The organism is Brevundimonas sp. GW821-FHT10A07 (assembly GCF_059415785.1).
The window spans coordinates 97,524-117,277 of the sequence record NZ_JBWKNX010000008.1 but is presented as its reverse complement, the minus strand read 5'-3'; the positions used below and the strand labels follow the sequence as shown (position 1 = coordinate 117,277).

General features: G+C 66.5%; 14 protein-coding genes. 7 read left to right on the top strand and 7 right to left on the bottom strand.

Annotated elements, in window-relative coordinates; genetic code table 11:
- Positions 1–90 precede the first annotated feature (90 nt).
- The 3 genes from AC07NC_RS08685 (at position 91) to AC07NC_RS08675 (ending at position 5,975) form a co-directional block, all read left to right on the top strand.
- Positions 91–2,229, top strand: coding sequence for a phosphocholine-specific phospholipase C (locus AC07NC_RS08685; RefSeq protein ID WP_494569275.1), 2,139 nt, complete (start codon positions 91–93; stop codon positions 2,227–2,229).
- A 53-nt stretch (positions 2,230–2,282) separates the two neighbouring features.
- Positions 2,283–2,858, top strand: coding sequence for an HD domain-containing protein (locus AC07NC_RS08680; protein ID WP_292149185.1), 576 nt, complete (start codon positions 2,283–2,285; stop codon positions 2,856–2,858).
- A gap of 252 nt (positions 2,859–3,110) precedes the next feature.
- The gene (locus AC07NC_RS08675; RefSeq protein ID WP_494569274.1) at positions 3,111–5,975 is read left to right on the top strand and encodes a TonB-dependent receptor; all 2,865 of its coding nucleotides are present in this window, start codon (positions 3,111–3,113) and stop codon (positions 5,973–5,975) included.
- Positions 5,976–6,090: 115 nt separating this feature from the next.
- Here the strand turns inward: AC07NC_RS08675 and AC07NC_RS08670 are convergent, their stop codons facing one another.
- Positions 6,091–6,852 carry a DeoR/GlpR family DNA-binding transcription regulator gene (locus AC07NC_RS08670; RefSeq protein ID WP_494569273.1) on the bottom strand — a complete coding sequence of 254 codons (762 nt, stop codon included), beginning with the start codon at positions 6,850–6,852 and terminating at the stop codon, positions 6,091–6,093.
- Between the two features lie 162 nt (positions 6,853–7,014).
- Between AC07NC_RS08670 and AC07NC_RS08665 the strand changes: the two genes are divergently transcribed.
- On the top strand, positions 7,015–9,678 hold the full coding sequence (locus tag AC07NC_RS08665; protein WP_494569272.1) for a TonB-dependent receptor: 2,664 nt from the start codon (positions 7,015–7,017) through the stop codon (positions 9,676–9,678).
- An 80-nt stretch (positions 9,679–9,758) separates the two neighbouring features.
- Positions 9,759–11,561 carry a phosphocholine-specific phospholipase C gene (locus AC07NC_RS08660; RefSeq protein WP_494569271.1) on the top strand — a complete coding sequence of 601 codons (1,803 nt, stop codon included), beginning with the start codon at positions 9,759–9,761 and terminating at the stop codon, positions 11,559–11,561.
- Between the two features lie 63 nt (positions 11,562–11,624).
- Here AC07NC_RS08660 and AC07NC_RS08655 read toward each other — a convergent pair whose 3' ends face one another.
- The 6 genes from AC07NC_RS08655 to AC07NC_RS08630 form a co-directional block, all read right to left on the bottom strand.
- Entirely contained in the window at positions 11,625–12,455 is an 831-nt protein-coding gene (locus tag AC07NC_RS08655; RefSeq protein ID WP_494569270.1) for a hypothetical protein, read from the bottom strand.
- Between the two features lie 94 nt (positions 12,456–12,549).
- Positions 12,550–14,196 carry a M56 family metallopeptidase gene (locus AC07NC_RS08650; protein WP_494569269.1) on the bottom strand — a complete coding sequence of 549 codons (1,647 nt, stop codon included), beginning with the start codon at positions 14,194–14,196 and terminating at the stop codon, positions 12,550–12,552.
- Positions 14,193–14,567 carry a BlaI/MecI/CopY family transcriptional regulator gene (locus AC07NC_RS08645; RefSeq protein WP_492087706.1) on the bottom strand — a complete coding sequence of 125 codons (375 nt, stop codon included), beginning with the start codon at positions 14,565–14,567 and terminating at the stop codon, positions 14,193–14,195. Before AC07NC_RS08645 ends, AC07NC_RS08650 begins: the two co-directional genes overlap by 4 nt.
- Positions 14,568–14,854: 287 nt before the next feature.
- On the bottom strand, positions 14,855–15,892 hold the full coding sequence (locus tag AC07NC_RS08640) for an oxidoreductase (RefSeq protein WP_494569268.1): 1,038 nt from the start codon (positions 15,890–15,892) through the stop codon (positions 14,855–14,857).
- 7 nt (positions 15,893–15,899) lie between these two features.
- On the bottom strand, positions 15,900–17,336 hold the full coding sequence (locus AC07NC_RS08635) for a helix-turn-helix domain-containing protein (protein WP_494569267.1): 1,437 nt from the start codon (positions 17,334–17,336) through the stop codon (positions 15,900–15,902).
- Positions 17,329–17,469 (bottom strand): hypothetical protein, encoded by a 141-nt coding sequence (locus tag AC07NC_RS08630; protein ID WP_494569266.1) that lies wholly within the window; start codon positions 17,467–17,469, stop codon positions 17,329–17,331. Before AC07NC_RS08630 ends, AC07NC_RS08635 begins: the two co-directional genes overlap by 8 nt.
- Here AC07NC_RS08630 and AC07NC_RS08625 point away from each other — a divergent pair.
- Both AC07NC_RS08625 and AC07NC_RS08620 read left to right on the top strand, forming a co-directional pair.
- Positions 17,468–19,003, top strand: a complete 1,536-nt coding sequence (locus tag AC07NC_RS08625) for an acyl-CoA carboxylase subunit beta (RefSeq protein ID WP_494569265.1) — start codon at positions 17,468–17,470, stop codon at positions 19,001–19,003. The genes AC07NC_RS08630 and AC07NC_RS08625 overlap by 2 nt on opposite strands.
- The gene (locus AC07NC_RS08620) at positions 19,000–19,740 is read left to right on the top strand and encodes a hypothetical protein (protein WP_494569264.1); all 741 of its coding nucleotides are present in this window, start codon (positions 19,000–19,002) and stop codon (positions 19,738–19,740) included. Before AC07NC_RS08625 ends, AC07NC_RS08620 begins: the two co-directional genes overlap by 4 nt.
- Positions 19,741–19,754: the final 14 nt, after the last annotated feature.

The following is a 19,754-nucleotide window of genomic DNA, read 5'->3' as shown; positions in this document are numbered from 1 at the left end:
CAGACATTCGCCGCTCAAGCTTCACGAAAACTTCGCCGAAAATCTCCCTCCATCTGGTCTATACCAAAATTGAAGAGGGGGATTTGATCCATGTCAAATGATCGGCGGTCTTTCCTGCGGGGCGCTCTGGGCGGCGTGGCGGCTGGAGCGGCGTTGAACCTTTTGCCGGCGACGGTGCGCAAGGCGATGGCCATTCCCGCCAACAACGCCACGGGCACGATCATGGATGTCGAGCATGTGGTCATCTTCATGCAGGAGAACCGCGCCTTCGATCATTATCTCGGGGCCCTGAACGGGGTGCGCGGCTTCGGCGATCCCCGGCCGCAGCGCCTGCCGGGCGGAGCCTCTGTCTGGCGCCAGCCCAGCGCCGAGCATCCGGACGGCTTCGTCGCCCCCTTCCACGGCGATTCCCGCACCACCAACGCCTATACGGTCGATGGCGCGGATCAGGGCCATACGGCGGCGATCACCATCGTCAACGGCGGCCGCTATGACCAGTGGGGCCATTCGCGCGAGCTGCACAAGCGGATGGCCTATTACAAGGCCTCCGACCTGCCCTTCTACTACGCCCTGGCCGGCGCCTTCACCGTCTGCGACGCCTACCACTGCTCGACCCTGACCCAGACCTATCCGAACCGCCTGCACCTCTGGACCGGCTGCAACGGCGGCGGAAAGGTCGGCGGCGATCCCGAGATGAGCAACTACGGCGAGGACGAGACGCCCAGCGCCGACATGGCCGAGGACAGGCCGATGGCCCGCGGTCCGCACGAATGGACCACCTACGCCGAACGGCTCCAGGCGGCGGGCGTCAGTTGGAAGGTCTATCAGGAATACGACAATTTCGGCGACAACATCCTGTCGGTGTTCAAGCCGTTCCGACCCTGCCCGAAGGACTCGCCCCTGTATCAGCGCGGCCGCGCCTGGGTGTCGGAAGACAAGACCGGCGCGGATCGCACCCGCTCGGACGGCGAACAGCTGGTGGAGGCCTTCCGCGCGGACATCGCCGGCGGGCGGTTGCCCCAGGTGTCGTGGATCGTCACGGCGGCGGATCTGTCCGAACATCCATCGGCCGAGCCGTCGAAGGGCGAGCATGTCTGCGCCAAGTTGATCGAGGCCCTGGTCGATCATCCCGAGGTGTTTTCCAAGACGGTCTTCATCGTCAACTACGACGAGGCCGGCGGCTTCTACGACCATGTCCAGCCGCCCATGCCGCCGCTGACGCCCGACCAGGGGTACAGCACCGTGTCCGTCGCCGGCGAGGCCAAGGACTATGGGCAGGATGCGGAACGGCCCCACCACGGCGCCCATCCGCTGGGCCTCGGCATCCGGGTGCCGGCCATCGTGGTTTCGCCCTGGAGCCGCGGCGGCTTTGTCTGTTCGGAGGTGTTCGATCACACCTCCACGCTTCAGTTCCTGGAAAAACGCTTCGGCGTCAGGGAAGAGAACATCAGCGACTGGCGTCGGACCGTCTGCGGCGACTTGACCTCGGCCTTCGACTTCGCGCGCCCGAACCAGGACTGGTCGGCCCTGTCCCTGCCGGCCACGGTCGACTACATGCAGCGTGTCGCCCGTTCCAAGGCCGCGCCCAGTCTGCGGATTCCGGAGCGCCAGACGCCGGCCTTCCAGGACGGCCCCCAGCGCGGCGCACGTCCCTTGCCCTATGACCTGGCCGCCGCGGCCCGCGTCGCGGATGGGGCGGTCCTGATCGATCTGGTCAACAGCGGGCGGACGGGCGCGGTCTTCCAGGTGTTCGACAACACCGACCGCGCGGGACCGTGGCGCTTCACCCTGGGATCCGGGGAGACCTATGCGGCCGGACATTGGAACGACGGCCGGCCCGGCGTCTATGATCTGACGGTTCACGGTCCCAACGGCTTCTATCGTCGGTTCGCCGGCGACGCCACGCGGCCCCAACCCCAGGTGACGATCTCCACCGACGCCAAGGGTCTTCTGACCGTCGAGTTGACCGGTGCGCAGGAGGGGACGGCGCAGGCGGTGCTGGACATGGACGCCGCCTATCCCCTGTCCGAAGGGGAGGCGCGCCGCCGCTTGACCCTTCGTCCCGGAACGGCGGCGCATTCGGTCTGGGATCTGCGCGGCAGCGACCATTGGTACGATCTGACCGTGACCTTGGCGGGCGATCCGACCTTCATCCAGCGCCTGGCCGGCCATGTGGAGACCGGTCGTCCCAGCCGCACCGACCCGGCCATCGGACGCATGCGCCTGTGACCGACGCCACGCCCGCCCACCCGATTTCGACCCAGCTTACAGACGGACTTTCGATGACTTCTCCCGTGGATGCCGACGCCTTCTTCACCGAACTGTCGGACCTGTTCAGCCGACTGGGTGCACTGCATTACGGCGAAGACGTCAGCCAACTGGAGCATGCGCTGCAGACCGCGCATCACGCGCGCGTCGATGGGGCGCCGCCGGCCCTGGTGGCGGCGGCCCTGCTGCACGACGTCGGCCATATGATGCAGAAGGCGGGCGAGGACGCCGCCGACCGCGGCATCGACACCCGCCACGAACATATCAGCGCCGGCTACCTGTCGCGCGCCTTTGGCCCGGAGGTGACCGAGCCGGTCCGGCTGCACGTCGCAGCCAAACGCTGTCTGGCCGCCACCGCGCCCGGCTATGTGGATCGGCTCAGCGCGGCCTCGCTTCAGAGCCTGGCCCTGCAGGGCGGGCCGATGAGCCCGGCCGAGGCCGAGGAATTCATGGCCCTGCCGGCGGCCGAGGCCGCGCTGCGGCTGCGGCGCTACGACGAACTGGGCAAGGCCCAGGGCGTCGAGGTCGACGGCTTCGAGGCCTATCGCGAGCTTCTCTGCGACCTGATCAACCGCAGGGCGGAAGCCTAGTTTTCATTTCAACTATGGGGGTTGTTGAATGAGTGAGCGTTTCCATCGTCGCCGGTCCGGATAGCCGGGCCAGCGAGAGAATGACCGACGTCGCCTGAAGCGGCGTCGCTACAGCCGAACCGATCGGCCGGGGGGCCAACAGGGTGATCGACACCGACAGGGCGCGCACGCGCGTCGCTGATCGCTGACGGCTGCCTTGCGCCGACCCTGATCGGTCGAACCGAAATCACATCAGGATCAATGGAGACAGTCATGTCGCGTCATGTCATCGCCCGTGCGCGGGCCGTTCATCGTCAAATCTTCGCCGGCGCCGATCTGCGCACGGTCCTTCTGGCGGGTTCCGCCGCTCTGGCGGCCTCGTCCGCCCACGCTCAGACAGTTCAGGCCCCGGCAGCGGCCGAGGTGGACGAGGTCGTCGTCACGGGTCAGCGTCTCAGCACCGCCAACGCCATCGAGGCCCAACGCCGGTCGGGCGTGGTCTCGAGCGTGATCTCGTCTGACGACCTGGGCAAACTGCCCGACGCCAACGTCGCCGACGCCCTGGCGCGCGCGCCCGGCATCAATGTGGTGGTGAACCAGGAAACGGGCGAGGGCGAATATGTCTCGGTCCGGGGGCTGGCCGGCACCTTCAACGCCTATTCGATCAACGGCGTCCGCGTCGCCCTGACCGACCCCGACAGCCGCAAGATGTCGATGACGGTCCTGCCGCCCAACGGCCTGAAGAGCATCACCGTCTCCAAGACCCTGACGCCGGACATGGACGGGGACGCCATCGGCGGCTCGGTCAACTTCCAGACCCCGACGGCCTTCGACTTCACCAAGCCGGTTGCGCGCGCCTTCCTCAGCTACGGCGTCAATGACCGCGCCCAGGAACAGGGCGAAGAAGACGGTTCTGGCCAGATCCAAATGGACTTCGCCAGCCGCCTGTCGTCCGACAGCCGTTTCGGCGCCTTCGTCTCGTTCAACTACGGCAAGAGCAACAGCCTGAACGAAGAAACCGAAAACGACGGCGAGTGGGAGCCCTATCGCTGGCGCAAGGACAGCGAAGAGGCGATCGACGAACGCTCGATGTATCTGCCGGGCATCGACCTCGACTACCGTCGTATCGAACAGGAGCGTTTCGGCGGCAACTTCTCGCTGGATTATCAAGGTCAGGCGAACGACTTCTATCTGCGCGGCCAGTACAGCCGCCTGGAACGAACCGGCACCAACGACTACACCGACTTCCGCAGCCGTAAGACCAAGCGCCTGCAGCAGGTTGATCTGGAAAACTCGAGCCTGATCCAGCCCGACAACGCCGTCGTCGGCTTCGGCGCCAAAGGCCGTATCTACAGTTACACCGTCGCCCAGATGAAGGACTTCGACGCCGACGGCGTGATCACCGACGCTGACCGCAAGAGCAGTTCGTCCTACTGGTCGCTGTTCGGACGCTCGGGCGTGTGGAGCCCCGAGACCTTCCAGTTCGCCCGCACCTTCCAGACCCTGGACCAGGTCTCGACCCTGGGCACGATCAACCTGGGCGGCCAGAGCCGTCTGAACCGCCTGACCCTTGATTACGACCTCAGCTACAGCGCGGGTGAGAAGGGGGGACCGGACAGCTTCTCGATCGGCTACAACTGCGACGCCTGTTCGGCGCCGTTCAATCAGACGGGTCTGCTGTGGTCGTCCTACGACCCCCGCTTCCCCATGCCGCAGCTGCCGGCCTTCGCCCAGAACGCGCAGAACGATCCCAATCTGCTGCCCTATGACGGGGGCGGGCGCAGCCGCGACAAGCAGACCGACGCGCGCACGGCGTTCAAGTTCGACGCCGTCTATGAGATGGAAGGCGTGGTTCGTCATCTGAAGGCGGGCGTGAAGGTCCTGCGGTCCGAGCGCGAATACGACGCCACCCCGATCTGGGGCGGTTCGTTCGACAACACGCCCCTGGAGGGCAAGAGCCTGGGTCAGTCGGGCCTGATCGACCGCGAGGTCGGCTCCGTTCTGAACGGTCGCTACTACTACGGCGCCATCCTGAACCGGGACAAGGTGATCGCCGCCATCGAAGCCGCCCAGAAGGCCAATCCGGTCGACTATTCCTACGCCGATCTGAATTCGAGCGACAAGCGCGGCGAAGAGACCATCTACGCCGGCTACGGCCTGGCCAGCTTCCAGTTCAACGATCTGGACGTGGTCGCCGGGGTGCGGGTCGAGCACACCGAGGTCAGCAACACCAACTGGATCGAGGACGAGGCCCAGACCGGCTTCGGCGACACCGACAGCAACTACACGAACGTCCTGCCCAGCGTGACGGCGGTCTATCGCCCGTCGGACAACTTCGTCTATCGCGGCGCGATCTGGACCAGCTTCTCCCGGCCCGAGTTCAGCAATATCTCGCGGGGCGTCAGCGTCGGCCGGGCTCAGCCCCGTCCGGGCCAAACCCTGGGCGACATCGTCTCGATCAGCCGCGGCAATCCCGATCTGAAACCGGCCGAGGCCCTAAACCTGGACGTTTCGGCTGAATATTACCCGGACCGTTCCAGCTTGGTCTCCATCGGCCTCTTCCACAAGAAGATCGACCATTTCATCTTCACCAACGGCAGCGCGGTCGACGCCGACACCCAGGAAGGCACAATCACCATTAGCCAACCCAAGAACGGCGAGACGGCCAAGATCACCGGCGTCGAACTGAACCTGATCAAGTCGTTCGAGGGCATGGGCGCGCCCTTCGACGGCTTCGGCGTCGAGGCCAACCTGACCCGTCAGGTCAGCGAGGCGGAGACCGGCCTAGACTATCGCAAGGGTCGGTCGATCTCCTTCATCCAGGCGCCGGATCTGATCTACAACGCCTCTCTGACCTATCAGAAATACGGCTTCGAAGCCCGCCTGTCATACCAGTACCAGGGCGCCTATATCGAAGACCTGCGCGATAACGCCGTGGATAAATGGGTCCAGCCGAACAAGAGCCTGGACTTCCACTCGCGCTACAACTTCCGCCCCGGTCTGACGATGGACTTCGACGTCCAGAACATCCTGGACGGCCATCGCTACTACACCACCAAGGGCGAGAGCCCCTCGTACCAGAAGGACTATATGGAGCCCGGTCGGAACTTCCTGGTCCGCCTGGCCTACTCCTACTGATCTGAAGACGAAGCGCCGGCCCGCCCCCGATCTTGCGATCGGGGGTGGGCTAGGCGTCCGGCGACCGAGCCTTAGTCCGGCGAAGCGCTGAAATCCTGACCCAGCGCGCGTCGGGTCAGTCCGCGACCAGGATGTCGGTGCGGCTTTCCCGCGCGGCGGTTGCGATGTCGGGAGAGGGCGTGCGGTCGGTGACGATCAGATCGACCTGCGACCATTCCGCCGCAATGATCCGGCCGGGCGCTTCGAACTTGGAAGCATCGGCCAGGCAGATCGTCTTGCGGGCGTTCGGCAGGACCGCCCTGGCATATTCGGCCTCTTCCGGCTCGTGGTCCAGAAAACCCCGCGCGGCGTCTATGGCGACAATGGAGAAGACGGCGAGATCGGGCACGAACCGGTTGGCGTAGGCCGCCGCCTCGGCGCCAAAGGCCGCGCGATAGGTCGTATTGACGGCGCCGCCCGCCAGGAACAGTCGTGCATCCGACGTCGCTGACAATTCGCCGGCGGTTTCCAGACTGTTGGTGATCACGGTCAGGTTTGTCACCGACGCGATCTCGCGCGCCATCCAGAAGGCCGTCGTGCTGGAATCCAGCAACAGGATCATGCCGGGCTCGATCAAGTCCGCCGCGCAGGCGGCGATCCGCTTCTTGGCCTCCGCATTGACATTGAGCCGCTGACGCCAGGGCGCCTCGGCCCGCCGGTCGCGCAGGCGGACGCCGCCATGCACCTTTCGCACCGCACCGTTCTGCTCCAGGCGCCGAATGTCGCGACGCACGGTTTCTTCCGAGACGGCGAAGGCCGCCGCGAGGTCGGCGATCGTGCACGATCCCTGATCCGACAGGGCTGAAAGAATGGCGTCGAGCCTGGCCGTCTGGTTCAAGGCGTCCCCCTGCAATGCATACTATGTGGCATGTGACGCCCTTCGCCGTCAAAAACCACATAAAAACACAAAATGCCACAATAGTTCACATCCGTGTCACAGGGATGGCGTAGATCATCCACTGAGACGGCTTGGCGCCGTCCAAGATCAGGGGATGTCATCATGGTTCTTTCAAACACGCGCTTCGGCGCGCGCGCCCTGCTGTGCGGCGTCGCGCTCGCCGCGGTTCTGCCCGCCGCCGCCTTGGCCCAGAACGCCCAGGGCCAGACCACGCAGGGCCAGACGTCGGGCGAGCCCGCCAATCTTGCCGAAATCATCGTCACGGGCTCACGCAACGCCACGCGTCGCGCCGAGGCGGAGCAACGTCAGGCCGACATCGTGTCCGAGGTGATCTCCGCCGATGAACTGCTGACCATTCCCTCCACCAGCGTGGCGGCCGCGCTGAAGCGGCTTCCGGGCGTCAGCACCGTCAACGACCGCGGCACGGGCGACGCGCGCTACGTCAGCATTCGCGGTCTGGACAGCGCCCTGAACGTCTACACGCTGAACGGGGTGCGCCTGGCGACCTCGGGCCGCGACAACCGCGCCGTGGCCCTGGATCTGCTGCCGCCGGACGGCCTGGACACCGTGCGCGTGGTCAAGAGCGTGACGCCGGATCTCGACGGCGACGCGGTCGGCGGCACCATCGACTTCCGCCTGCCCAGCCCCTTCGATTTCGACGAAAACCTCGCAAGCCTGTCGGTGCGCGCCAGCCGGGAAAACATCGCCGACAAGACGGCGACCGACCTGACCGGCGCCTTCTCGACCTTCCTGAACGAGGCCAAGACCCTGGGTCTCTATGGCGTCGTCTTCCACACCGAGCGGACCATCACCGGCGAGCGCAACGAGAACATCAGCTACAACACCAGCTGGCGTCCGGACGGCGTCCTGCCCGCCGACAATATCGTCTTGCCGGAGAGCACCGAGCTGCGGCTGGTCTCGCACGGCCTGGACCGGTTCGTGAACGACATTGATCGTACCGGCGGCAACTTCACTCTGGAATACCGCCCCTCGGCCGACGACGCCCTGCATCTGCGCAGCCTCTATTCGCAGTGGAAGAATGATCAGCTGCACGACTATATCGACGTCAAGACCAGCCTGAATGCCGCCGGCGCGATCGACGGCTTCTCGTCCCTGATGGGCGCCGAGGTGAAGCAGGAAGACAACCGGCTGGCCATGGTCGACTTCGGCGGCCGCCACGTCCGCAGCGCCTTCGAGCTGGACTACGATATCGCCTATACCTACGGCCGGACCGAGACGCCGAACCAGTGGTATATTGAGTATGTCACGGACAGCAGCCTGCCGATCTTCGACACGCCGATCAGCTTCGACGCCTCGGACAGCAAACACCCGACCTGGGGGATGAGCGAGGCGCAGTCTACCGCCATGCTGAACCCCGCCAACCTGCAGTTCGACTACGCCGAACTGTATCGCCGGATTTCCGAAGACTCCCAGGCCTTCGCCACGACCAATCTGACCTGGTCTCCCGAGGGCAAGGGTCCGCTGAAGACCGTTAAGGGCGGTTTCCGTTTCCGCCGGTCCCAGCGTGACTATGACCAGCAGCAGGATGTCGACAGCGGCACGCGGGACATTCCGGGACTGGCCGGCGGCTCGCCCCTTTCGAGCCATACCGACCTGATCGCGGGCTCGATCGATCATTTCGACGACGACCACTATCGCGACCGGACCCGCTTCGGCACGATCATGGAAATGAACCGGGTTCTGGCCCTGCTTCAGGCTGCGCCCCGCGTGACCGACGCGGAATATCCCTGGAACCTGAACGACTCCACAGGCCACGAGACCAGCTACAGCGGTTACGCCATGGCGGTGCTGGAGCGGGGCGCTTGGTCGGCCACCGCAGGCGCGCGCCTGGAGCGGACGGACGTCCACAATGAGGCGCTGGTCACGACCGAGGACGCCGTCACCGGCGTCGTCACACGCGAGTTCGGCGGCGCGACCGGCACCACCGAGGCCACCTACACCGAGTTTCTGCCCAGCCTGCACGTCGATTGGCGCCCCAACGCCGACTGGACCGTCCGCGCCGCCGTCTGGACCTCGTTCGCCCGTCCGAACTTCACCGACATCTCCAAGGGGATCAACGTCGAATCCAACGGGCCGCGGATCGTCTCGATTTCAAAGGGCAATCCCGATCTGAAGCCGGCCGAGGCGCTGAACTTCGACCTGGGCGTTCAATACTCCGGCGACCAAGGCTTCTTCTCGGCGGGCCTGTTCCGCAAGGAGATCGACAACTTCATCTATCAGTCGGCCGGATCTCAGGTCATCGTGGGCGAAGACGGCGTGCCGATCACGACCTCGGCCAACGGCAAGGACGCCAGCATCTGGGGTCTGGAACTGGCCGGTCGTCGCGACCTGATCGCCGGCTTCTCGGCCTGGGCCAACTACACCTATCAGCCCAGCAAGGCGGATCCGGGCATCGCCTGGCGCGACGGCGTCGAAGTCGGCCTGCCCAATGCGCCGGAGGTGCTGGGCAATATCGGAATCGGTTACAAGCGCGACCGGTTCGACGCCGACCTGGGCTACAGCTACCGGGGCCGCTACATCGCGACCCTGCGCGCCAACGCCCTGGACGAATATATCCAGCCCCAGGCGACGCTCGACTTCGGCGCGCGTCTGCAACTGACCGACCAACTGGTGCTCAGCCTCTATGGTGAGAACCTGACGGGCGAGGCCGGCTACTGGGCTACGCGCGGCAAGTCGGAACGCTACACCATCGGCTATCAGACCGCGCCGCGCATGCTGGGTCTGGGCCTGACCTGGCGTCACTGAGGCGGCTCGCCTCACCGTCGTAAGCCTGTCGCCCGCGCCGGTCATAAGATCGGCGCGGGCCCCTCTTTCGGAAACACACCATGTCTGTCGATCGGCGATCCCTTCTGGCGGGCGGCCTGGGCGCGGCCCTGGCGGCGGGCCTTCCGGCGTCTCTGGCGCGGGCCCTGTCCATTCCGGCCGATGTCCGCAATGGCACGATCGAGGATGTGGAGCATGTGGTCATCCTGATGCAGGAGAACCGCAGCTTCGATCACTATTTCGGCGCCATGGCGGGGGTGCGGGGCTTCGGCGACGCCCATCCCATTCCTGTCGCGGCCGGCTCCGACGGCGCGCCGCGCGACGTCTGGACCCAGACCGACCGCACGGTCCAGCCACCTGCGGACATCGGCCCCTTCCATCTGTCGACTGCGGCGAATTTCGACCTGATGCGGATGGAGGGCACGCCCCACCATTGGCCCGACGCCCAGGCGGCCTGGGATCAGGGGCGGATGGCGCATTGGCCCGAGGCCAAGACCCAGCGCGCTCTGGGCTATTATAGGCGCGAGGACATTCCGTTCCAATACGCCATGGCCGAGGCCTTCACCCTCTGCGACGCCTATCACTGCTCGGTCCAGACCGGCACCAACACCAACCGGCTGTTCCTGTTCAGCGGGACCAATGATCCCCACGGTCTCGCTGGCGGGCCGGTGGTCGACAATGTCGACGACGACCTGAACAAGCCTGACGACGACCAGCCGCGCTATAACTGGACCACCTACGCCGAGCGGCTGCAGGCGGCGGGGATCGACTGGCGCCACTACCAGAATCTGGCCGACAATTTCGGCGACAACCCCGTCCAGAACTTCATGGCCTACCGGCGGGCCTGGCGCGACGAGCCCGGCTCGGATCCGGCGCTGAAGGATCGCGCCCTGTCGACGCGCGATCTGGACCAGTTGAAGGCTGACGTGTTGGGCGGCCGACTGCCGCAGGTGTCATGGATCATCGGCACGGCAGAGGGATCAGAACACCCCGGCCCGTCCAGCCCGGCCCAGGGCGCGGACTATATGGCGCGGGTGATCGACGCCCTGACCGCCGATCCGGCGGTCTGGGCCAGAACCGTGCTGTTCATCAATTTCGACGAGAACGACGGCTTCTTCGATCATGTGCCGCCGCCCGCGCCGCCTTCGCCCGATCCGCAGGCGCCCGGCGGTTTCGCCGGCGCCTCGACCGTTTCGACGGCCGGCGAATACCACCGCCTGCCCGCGCCCGGCGCCGACGGCGACACGGCGGAGTTCCGGGGTCGGCCTTATGGTCTGGGGCCGCGCGTGCCCATGTATGTCCTGTCCCCCTGGTCGCGGGGCGGTTGGGTCCATTCGGAAGTCGCGGACCACACCTCCGTCATCCGCTTTTTGGAGCGCCGGTTCGGCGTGATGGAGCCCAATATCTCGGCCTGGCGACGCGCGGTGTGCAGCGACCTGACCACCGCATTCGATTTCGCGACGCCCAACGACACCGATTTCACCCGGCTGTTGCCGGACACGACGGACGCCCGGTTGCGGGCCGCGGCCATTCCGCATCAACCGACGCCCGTCCTGCCCGCCGATCACAGTCGACCGCCTCAGGAGCCCGGCGAAAGGCCGGCCCGTCCGACCCGATATCGGCTCCAGGCGACCTGCGACGTGAATGCGGACAGGAGCGAGGCCACGCTGACCTTCTCGGTTCAGGGCGAGTTGGCCGCTGTCTTCCATGTCTACGACCGGCTGCACCTGGACCGAATTCCTCGTCGCTACACCGTCGGGGCGGGCGAGAGCCTGACGGGCGTATGGGCGCTGGCGCCCGATGGAGGACGATACGACCTCTGGGTTCTGGGACCGTCAGGGCGGGTCGGTCATTTCGTCGGCTGACCCAAGGCTGAGGCCTGGACGGCGCGGGACGAAGGCCCGAGCCGTCCAGGCGCCACGCCCTTTTCACCAGATCTGGGTTTGGGCGGGAATGCTGTTGAAATAGCTGCAGAGGTTCACATAGGGGCCGCGATTGCAGGTGGCCGGGCTCTGGATCAGGTTTCCGGAGTTGTCCGTGTTCTTGGCCGGCGTGCTGCCAGGTTTGTGAGACCACAGGCCGTTGCTGTCCCTTCGGTACCAGTGGAAGTCATTGCCGGGCCAGATGACCAGGCAGATGATCTGCCCCGCCGCCGGGGTGACGTTGGGATTGGGGATCAGGATCTGGCCGTCGCGCTGCGAGGCGGCGCCGACGTTGTCGCAGCTGAACGTCGTGTACATCTGACCGGACCCGCGCCCGGGCTGTGCGAAACTGTTGGTGATCTTGTCGTTGGCGTAGTTGTAGCAGTTGTTGTTCGCCATGATGTAGGGGTTGTTGTTCCACTTCCCGGGATCATAGGGCGGCGCGGCGAACACCGTGGGCGCGGCCTCCGCCTTAAAACCCTCGCCGCCGATTTCCCCCGTGACATAGTCGTAGAGATCGTCCGGAAGCGCCGCCCGGCCGGTTTCGAGCAGGAACAGTTCGGTTTCGGGCGATCCGAGGTTGAGCGAAATATTGAGGCCGCCGATCTCGGCCAGGCCCTGGTGGACGAAGATGTGCGAATCCAGCGCCTTCTCGCCCGTGCTGAGGATGCTGAAGCCCCGATAGCCCAGGGCGCCGGCGATGCCGGGGGGGCGAAGAAGTGACCGCTCCTGCGTGGATCGGAGCCGTTCCGTGAGTTGAAGCACCTGGTCATCCGCCAATTCCCAAACCGGGTCCGGACGACCAGAGAAGATGTGAAGCGTAACGATGACTGACATAGTGTTTGCTCCCTGTGTGCAACCTTAAAGTGTCGCATCTGGGCGGAGAAGTCAATCTTAGGTCGTGAAAGTTCGCGATAGGGTCGTGTCCGGATCAATCCTGACGGCGCGCGTCGCGCGCCAAGCGGGCCGCGTCACGGTCCATCTCGTCCGCCTGGGCGGGTAGGCTGGCGGCGACGGCCAGGAGTTCGGCGTCGGTGACGCGGTTGCCGCGCGTGCGGTTCTCGGCGATCTGGCGGGCGCGATAGGCAGGGTCGCGAAGGCGGACGGCTTCCGCTCGCAGGTCCTGGGCGCCCTTGCGCATCTGTTCGCCGCCCTGGGCCATCTGGCGGCGGGCGTCCACGCGGGCGCTGGCGGCCTGGAACCGGGCCTGTTCACCCATGCGCCGCGCCTTTTCGCCTTCGACGCGGGCCTGGGCGGCGGCGGCGCGGGCCTGGTCGCCGTCGAGGCGGGCGATTTCGGCCTGGGCGCGGCTTTCTTCGGCTTGGCGGCGGCTTTCGGCGGCGTTGCGACGGGCCTCGGCGGCGTGGGCGCGGGCTTGTTCGGCCTCGGCGCGGGCGTCGGCTGCGGCGCGTTCTTCTTCCGGGGAGAGGGGGCCGTTGTAGGTATAGGTGTAGCTTGAGCGGAAGACGGACGGCGCCGGGGGAGCGGGGGGCGCCGGCGGAGCCGGAGGCGCGGGCGGGGCCGGCGGGGCCGGCGGGACGACCATCGACGGCGGGGCGGGCGGCGCAGGCGGGGCCGGGGGCACGGGCGCTTCGGGCGGACTGGCGTAGTCCTGGCGGCTCAGCTCGAGCGCGGCGAGCGGCGTGGCGACGGCGGCGAGGGCGGCGACGGTCAGGGCGACGGTCAGCGGGCGACGGCGGGCGTTTGTGTTCGACATGATGCAGGCGATCCTTGTCTTCAGGGTGCGGGCGTCGGCGGCCATGGGGCTGGCGGCGCAGGGAATGGAGCGGGGGACGGGATGCGCGGCCAGGCGGACCAGGGCGCGGGCATAGACCTGACGGTCCACGGTGGTCAGGGCGTCGGCGTCGGCGGCCTCTTCGGAGCGGGCGACCAGGTCGAGGTGCAGGGCCCAGACCAGGGGATTGAACCAGAACAGGGCCAGGCTGAGCCGCGACAGAACCAGGAAAACCCAGTCCTTGCGCCGCAGATGGGCCAGTTCGTGGGCGAGGATGGCCGGGGCGGCCTGGCGTTCGGCGAGACTGGTCGGATCGACCAGGATGACGCCGGGCGCGGCGCCCCAGCTGAGCGGGCCGGACAGCCGGTCGTTGGCGATCAGGCGCGGCGGTTGGCCGGTGGTCTGGGTGTCCAGCGCGGTGCGCCAGGCGGGGCATTTGACCGCGCGGCCTTCGTGGGTCCAGCGGTCCAGGGTGTGCAGGCCCAAGAGCAGCCGTCCGGCGACCGCCGCGACGCCGATCAGCCAGATCAGGCCGACAATCAGCGCGGGGGTGGGCCAGGGCAGGGCGCCGGAGATCTCGACCCCGGCGACGGGGCCGACCTCGCCCTGCCACATGGGAAGGGTTTGCGGCGTCACGAGGGGCTCGGCGGCGGGCAGCAGGGCCAGTTTCAGCGACGGCAGGACCGCCATGATCACCGGCAGGGCCAGCAGCAGACAGGTCACGCCGCGCAGGATGTCGACCCGGTCGACTGGCCGCTGGGCCAGCAGACGCGAACAGGCCAGGCCGGCGCCGGCGATCAGGCTGGACTTGACCAGCAGGGACAGCAGAAGGGCCCAGGTCACGACTTGCGCTCCACGGATTCGTCGATGATGCGTTCGAGGGCGGCGGCCTCTTGCGGCGTCAGCTTCTGGCCCAGGCCCAGCAGGGCGGTGGCGGCGCTGGCGGCCGAGCCGGCGAAGAAGGTGTCGATCATCCGCTGCAGGGCGCCGGCGGCGACGGCCTCGGTGCGCTGGACCGGGCTGTAGACATAGCCGTCGGGGCCAGGGGCGCGTTCGATCAGACCCTTGGCCTCCAGCCGCGACAGCAGGGTGCGGACGGCGGAGTCGCTGATCGGGTCGGACAGGGCGTTGCGGACGGCGGCGGCGGCGGCGGTCTCGAGCCGACACAGGGTCTCGAAGATCTCGCGTTCGCGGCGGGGCAGGGATTCGATCATGAGGCTGTTCCCGTGGCTGTTGGCGCTACATTTGTAGCGCTACATGCGTAGCGGATTGGGGCGGGAATGAGGCGGGGGGATGAACTCGCGGTAGGGTGGGGGGGCGCTCTCACCTCCCCGTCGGCGAAGGCCGGCGGGGAGGACAGGCGGGAGCGTCAGCGAACGCCAGGTGGGGGCGACTCTGTGTCAGACGCTGGGTCGGTCATCACCACCGCCGGAGTCGCCCCCTCCTGGTCGCAAGCGCGACCTGTCCTCCCCGCGCGCCTTCGCGCGCGGGGAGGTGAAGGCTAGAGCGACATCTCGCGGCCTTCCGCCGCGCTGCGGAGACCCGCGTCGAGGATGCGCATGACGGTCAGGGCCTGGGCGGCGGGGACGGGCGGCGGGCCCTTGCCCTGGATGGCGTCGCGGACGGCGGCGTAGAAGGCGGGGTAGTCGCCGCGTTCGGGGGGCGGTGTGGCGCCGAGGGTTTGGCCGTCGATCTGTTGGGTCAGGACGCCGGGCGAGGGGTCCAGGCCCCAGTCGGCGTCGCCGGGGCGCAGGCCGGCTTTGGACTGGCTCTCCTGGGCGTCGAGGCCGTGTTTGATGAAGCTGCCGCCTGTGCCGTGGACGACGTAGCGGAGGCTGGCCTCGGCGGCGAGGTGGCTCATGTTCAGGATGACGCGCAGCCGGTCGTAGCGCAGCAGGACGTGGGCGTAGTCGATGGCGGTCGCGCCGACGCGCTGGGCCTGGAGGTCGGCGTAGACGCCCAGGGGCGGGCCGAACAGCTGGACCGCCTGGTCGATCAGGTGGGGGCCCAGGTCGGCCCAGACGCCGCCGTCGCGCTGGTCCTTCCAGCGGTCGGTGACGGTGGGGCGGAAGCGGTCGTAGTGGCTTTCGAACACGGCGACATCGCCCAGTTCCCCATCCGCGATCAGCCGGCGCAGGGTCAGGAAGTCGGCGTCCCAGCGGCGGTTCTGGAAGACGCTGAACACGCCGGGCGACGCGGCCGCCACGGCGGCGACGGCTTGCGCGTCGGCCAGGGTGGCGGCGAAGGGCTTGTCCACCACCACCGATTTGCCGGCCTGAAGCGCGGCGATCGACTGTTCGGCGTGCAGGGCGTCGGGGGTGGCGACGACGATCAGGCCGATGTCGTCGCGGGCCAGGGCGGCGTCCAGATCGGGCAGGACATCGACGTCCGGCAGGTCGGCGTGGACCGCCTCGGGCCGCGACGAGACGACGGCGGTCAGGTGCAGGCCGGGGGTGGCGGCGATTAGGGGGGCGTGGAAGGTCTGGCCCGCCAGGCCGTAGCCGACGACGGCGACGCCGATGGGTGCGTGAGAGGTCATGCCTCGATCAATAGCGGTCCGGGCGGGGGCCATCCAGCACATAGGGCACCACGCCGCGCTCGTTCTCGGGGACGTGAAGGGCGCGGTCCAGGGGCGGGAAGGCGCGCTGGGTGCAGTCGGTGCGCTCGCAGATGCGGCAGCTGACGCCGATCCGGGCGGCGGGGCCGTTCAGGTCCAGACCGGCGGCGTAGACCAGGGAGCCGGCGTGTTCGACCTCGCAGCCCAGGGACAGGGCGTAGCGGCGGTCGTTGGCCAGGTAGGAGCCGCTGGGCTTGGACACGCTGCGGGCGATGGAGATGTAGCGCGAGCCGTCGGGCATCTCGGCCAGCTGCACCCCGATCCGGTCGGGCGTGGCGAAGGCTTCATGCACGTTCCACAGCGGGCAGGCGCCGCCGAAGCGGGCGAACTGGAAGCGGGTGGCGCTGTGGCGTTTGGTGATGTTGCCGGCCATGTCGACGCGGGCGAAATAGAAGGGCACGCCGCGCCAGCCGGGCCGTTGCAGGTTCGACAGCCGGTGGCAGACCTGTTCGAAACTGACCTGGAAGCGGGTGCGCAGCCGGTCGATGTCGTGTTTCTCCGTCCGTGCCGCCTCCAGGAAGGCGCGGTAGGGCAGCAGAAGGGCGCCGGCGGCGTAGTTGGCCAGGCCGACGCGAGCCACGTCGCGCGCGGCCTGGGTGCGGAAGGCGGCCTGGTCCAGCTCGGTCTCGATCCGGTCGCGGAAGGACAGCAGAGCCAGCTGGTGGGCTAGCTGGAACGACCGGGTGGCGCCGGGCCGCCAAGCGTCCAGGCTCAGGATCCGGCTGGCCGGATCATAGCGGCGCAGGGCCTCCTGACCCGCGACATAGACGGTGCGGACCCCGTGCCGGTCGGCCAGCAGGGTCTCCAGCGCCCGTTCGATCGGGCCGTCCTGGGGGACCGCCGCGGCCAGGGCCTCGGCCGCCGTGTCCAGGCTGTCGACGTAGTTGTCGCGGTAATGGAAGAAGTCGCGCACCTCCTCATAGGGCAGCAGGGCGACGCGGGCGCCCAGTTCGTCGCGGCCCAGGGTGTCGTCCAGCGCCTTCACCCGCTCGTCCAACTGGCGGAAGGCCTGGTGCAGGGCCAGGAACTGATGGGCCAGGCGCGGGGTGTTGGCGACGGCCTGTTTCAGCTCGGCCGCCGTCGGGGGCTCGGCCCCGCCGCTGACCGGGCCGGCGATGTCGGTGGTGGCCTCGCGCAGGTCGGCGATCAGACGGGCGTCGCCCTCCAGATCGAACAGGCTGGCGTCGATATGAAAGGCGCGGGTCAGGGCGATCAGGACGCGGGCGGTGGCCGGGCGCTGATTGGTCTCGATCTGCGACAGATAGGAGGGCGACAGGCCCAGCCGCTCGGCGCAGGCCTCCAGCGTCCAGCCGCGCGCCTCGCGCAGCTTGCGCAGCTTGGCGCCCAGGAAAAGCTTCTCAGCCATTCGCAAGTTTGCAGTTCATCGTTCCCACCTTTGCAAGTCCGCGCAGTTCCGCACCTTTTGCAAAGTTGCGTTTGCCAAATTGCGATGAAGCCGCCACTCCTTGCCGTTCGAACACAAGGCCGAAACCGATCATGACTCAAGCCATCCTTGAAGAACTGGAGCGTCGTCGCGCCGCCGCCAAACTGGGCGGTGGGGAAAAGCGTATCGCCGCCCAGCACGCCAAGGGCAAGCTGACGGCGCGCGAACGCATCGACGTTCTGCTGGACGAGGGCTCCTTCGAGGAGACCGACATGTTCGTCGAGCACCGCAGCCACGACTTCGGGATGCAGGATCAGCGCATCCCCGGCGACGGGGTGGTGACGGGGCGCGGGACCATCGGCGGGCGTCTGGTCTATGTCTTCTCCAAGGATTTCACGGTGTTCGGCGGCAGCCTGTCGGGCGCCCATGCGGCCAAGATCGTCAAGCTGCAGAAGATGGCCCTGACCACCGGCGCGCCGATCATCGGCCTGTTCGACGCGGGCGGGGCGCGGATTCAGGAGGGGGTCGAGAGCCTGGCCGGTTACGCCGACATCTTCCTGCAAAACACCCTGGCCAGCGGCGTCATTCCCCAGATCAGCGTGATCATGGGGCCGTGCGCGGGGGGCGACGTCTATTCGCCGGCCATCACCGACTTCATCTTCATGGTGAAGGACACGAGCTATATGTACGTGACCGGGCCCGACGTGGTGAAGACCGTCACCAACGAGGTGGTCAGCCACGAGGACCTGGGCGGAGCCCGCGTCCATGCGGGCAAGTCGGGCGTGGCCGACGGGGCGTTCGAGAACGATCTGGAGGCTCTGTCGGAGGTGCGCCGCCTGATCGGCTTCCTGCCCCTGTCGAACCGCGAAAAGCCGCCGGTGCGCGAGAGCTATGACGAGCCCGAGCGGGACGAACCGTCGCTGGACACCCTGATCCCGGCCAATCCGAACCAGCCCTATGACATGAAGGAGCTGATCCTGAAGGTGGTCGACGAGGCCGACTTCTTCGAGATCGGGGCCGACTTCGCCAAGAACATCATCTGCGGCTTCGGGCGGCTGGACGGCCAGACGGTCGGCATCGTCGCCAACCAGCCCCAGGTGCTGGCGGGCGTGCTGGACATCGATTCAAGCCGCAAGGCCGCGCGGTTCGTGCGCTTCTGCGACGCCTTCGACATTCCGATCGTCACCTTCGTGGACGTGCCGGGCTTCATGCCGGGGACCAAGCAGGAATACGGCGCCCTGATCAAACACGGGGCCAAGCTGCTGTTCGCCTATGCCGAGGCGACCGTGCCGAAACTGACCCTGATCACGCGCAAGGCCTATGGCGGCGCCTATGACGTGATGAGTTCGAAACACCTGCGCGGCGACGTCAACTACGCCTGGCCCACCGCCGAGATCGCGGTCATGGGCGCCAAGGGCGCGGTCGAGATCATCTTCCGCAAGGAGGCCGGCGATCCGGCCGCCCTGGCCGCGCGCGAGGCGGAGTACAAGGACCGGTTCGCCAATCCGTTCGTGGCGGCGGGGCTGGGCTACATCGACGATGTCATCATGCCGCACGGGACGCGGCGGCGGCTGGTGAAGGCGTTGCGGACGCTGAAGAACAAGGTCCAGGACAATCCCTGGAAGAAGCACGACAATATTCCGCTATGAGTGAAGCACTTCCAGAAATCGCGCGACTAAAGGCACTTCTAGACTCAGTCGAGTCTGACATGAGCGGAAACGTTGCGAAACGTCCTGCGGCGACTGTTTTGGCGGCTGAATTCTCACGTCTTGGGAATCTAGGTAGCCAGTACGACGGTCTATTGGGGCTATTGAGTGCGGTCGATTCGATCTCGCCGTTAATTGAAGAGCAGTTCTCAGAGGCGGGGCGGAAAAGTGCCGCCATCAGTGTAGTTGATCGCCTCAAAACGATCTTTTCGCCGAAAAATCTTTCATTAAATTGCGAAAGCTTTCTGAGTTCTACTCAAGTGGACCGACTGTTTGTCCAAGCGATTTTGCCGTTACTGGAAGACATACGGTTCGACTCATCATCTTTGTCGGCTAGCACTACAGATATAGTGCAAGAAATAAACGATTTTCGTGTTAAGATTCACAAATCTGATGGGCTTAGTCATGCATCAAAACTGGTTGTTGATGCTCAGCTTTCCTTAATGGAGCGTTCTTTGCTTCGTTTTTCGGAAACTGGCGTTGGTCCTTTCCGAATATCAGTAATGTCTTCCATGGGCAGAATATTTGTTGAGTTGCAGAGAAATCCAGAAAATAGCAAATCGGCCGTCAAAGATGTAATCGATGATGTTCTTAGAGTGTATGGGCTACTCGAAGCTGGTGGAAATCTTCTCACTTTAGCAGCGCCTGTTGCGGTTAAACTTTTAACGGGGCCGAACTAGGTGAGTTTCCAACT